A 2113-nucleotide genomic window follows, 5' to 3' on the forward strand; every position below is an offset into this window, starting at 1 on the left:
TGTCAAGCCTGGGATGAGCAGTTAATCATTTGGAAAGATAGGCTTAATCGAGCTAGTCAAGATTTTCAATCAGGCCAAGCGCAGGTTTTACCCAATAAAACCGCTTGTGATTATTGTGAGTTCGACTTATTGTGTCGCATCCACAAATAAAGCAATAATAGATTTTTTCTCATCAATAATTGCTTGGGCAATATTAGCTTTGTCTAATGAGGCAATGTCAATAGATCCAAGCTGCTCTTGCAGAGTAATAATCGCGACAACATCGATTGATAACAGCTGATAAATTTTTAACAAATCTTCAAATCTATCCTTGCGTCTCAACGCGTCAGTCTTAACAAAAAACTCATAAATTAATTCAACTGTCTGCAAGTTAAACGCATTAACAAACGAATAAAACTGGGCACTAAGACGTGCTAATTGCTCGTATTGCTTTGGTGTTTTTAATCGCTGACATAAGGTAGAAATATCGTCTACATTTTCATTAATCAGCCAAAGACTAAACTTAAGATGAGGTTGACGGGTAGCCAATCCATCTAAAAATTCAAATTGATTGTTATGACTGTGATGTACTTCTATTGATAATGGTGTGAAAATGCGCTGATAAGCTCCACATGCACACAGCACTTTAAAAAAAGCTGAAGGTGTCTCGTAAGAGAGTGATTTTTCCAACTCTTTAAAAACGCGTTCAGGTGTTAACGCATCCACCTCACCTGAAGATACCATCTCTTTCATCAGTCGGTGAGTTGCATGTGCCACCTTGAACCCAAATGGCTTAAAACGAGCAGCAAAACGAGCGACGCGTAACACGCGCACTGGATCTTCACTAAACGCATCAGAAACATGGCGCAATAACCCGTCGTTAAGGTCAGAGTATCCATCAAATGGATCAAACAGTTCGTCGTTATTGCGAATATCTTGGGCGATGGCATTAATGGTTAAATCACGACGCGATAGATCTTGTTCAAGTGTAACCGCTCTTGAAGTATCAAATTCAAAACCCTTGTAACCTTTACCAACTTTGCGCTCTAATCTAGCCAAGGCGTACTCTTCTTGCGTACCAGGGTGCAAAAAAACTGGAAACTCTTTGCCTACTTGACGATAGCCCAGGTCTAGCATTTCGTCAGGTGATGAGCCAACTACCACCCAATCTTTTTCAGTATTATCATCTGCAATACCTAAAAGGCCATCTCTAACCGCACCACCAACCAAATAAACTTTCATACTTATGAGAAGAATTTTATTAATTCTCATATAATACACGAATGGATTTATCTAAATTAACACCAGAGCAGTTTAAAGTTACCCAGCAATGTGGCACTGAAGCACCCTTTACTGGAAAATACGTCAATCATCATGAAACGGGAGATTACACCTGCATTTGCTGTGATCAAACACTTTTTTCATCTACGACTAAATTTGACTCTGGCACCGGTTGGCCAAGTTTTTATGACATTATTAATTCTGACAGTGTTAGTCTGATTACAGACAATACTCATGGGATGACGCGTGTAGAGGTGAGATGTGGCCACTGCGATGCACATTTAGGCCATGTGTTTCCTGATGGCCCTGCACCGACAGGTCAGCGCTATTGCATTAACTCTGCCTCTTTAGGTTTCAGCCCAAACTAAAATAATGCATATTCACATCTTAGGTATTGCTGGCACGTTCATGGGATCATTGGCACTGATTGCCAAACAACTTGGGCACCAAGTCACTGGCCAAGACCAAGGTGTGTACCCACCCATGAGCACTCAGCTTGACGAGCAAAATATTAACTATGCACAAGGTTATGAAATCGCTGATATGCCTGAGGCTGATATCTATATTATTGGCAATGCCTTGTCGCGCGGTAATGCTTGTGTGGAAGAAATTTTAAAAAAACAATATGCTTATGCCTCTGGCGCCCAATGGTTGAGTGAGCATGTTTTACGAAATAAATGGGTATTGGCCATTTCAGGTACTCATGGTAAAACCACCACAGCAAGTATGTTAACTTGGATTTTAGAATACGCAGGTTACAATCCAAGCTTTTTGATTGGCGGTGTCACAGAAGATTTTGGTGTGTCATCACGACTCACAACTTCCAACTTCTTTGTGATTGAAGCTGATGAAT

At 40.6% G+C, this 2113-nt stretch carries 3 protein-coding genes; 2 read left to right on the forward strand and 1 reads right to left on the reverse strand.

Annotated features, from left to right (window positions below):
* Window positions 1–126: 126 nt before the first annotated feature.
* On the reverse strand, window positions 127–1221 hold the full coding sequence (locus P8M52_RS01790; protein ID WP_300306473.1) for a polynucleotide adenylyltransferase: 1095 nt from the start codon (window positions 1219–1221) through the stop codon (window positions 127–129).
* A gap of 41 nt (window positions 1222–1262) precedes the next feature.
* Here P8M52_RS01790 and msrB point away from each other — a divergent pair, with 41 nt between their 5' ends.
* Together msrB and P8M52_RS01800 are read left to right on the forward strand one after the other, a co-directional pair.
* Window positions 1263–1628: a peptide-methionine (R)-S-oxide reductase MsrB gene (msrB, locus tag P8M52_RS01795; protein WP_300306475.1), complete on the forward strand. Its 366-nt coding sequence runs from the start codon at window positions 1263–1265 to the stop codon at window positions 1626–1628.
* 4 nt (window positions 1629–1632) lie between these two features.
* Window positions 1633–2113: Mur ligase domain-containing protein (locus tag P8M52_RS01800; protein ID WP_300306477.1), on the forward strand; the 481-nt coding region annotated here is incomplete at its 3' end.

The sequence above is a fragment of the Candidatus Thioglobus sp. genome (genome assembly GCF_029243085.1).
In the GTDB taxonomy this organism is placed as follows: Bacteria; Pseudomonadota; Gammaproteobacteria; order PS1; family Pseudothioglobaceae; genus Thioglobus_A.

Coding starts and splice junctions, on each gene's coding strand:
- P8M52_RS01790 (WP_300306473.1), bottom strand. CDS start 1,221: ATGAAAGTTTATTTGGTTGGTGGTGCGGTTAGAGATGGCCTTTTAGGT.
- msrB (WP_300306475.1), top strand. CDS start 1,263: ATGGATTTATCTAAATTAACACCAGAGCAGTTTAAAGTTACCCAGCAA.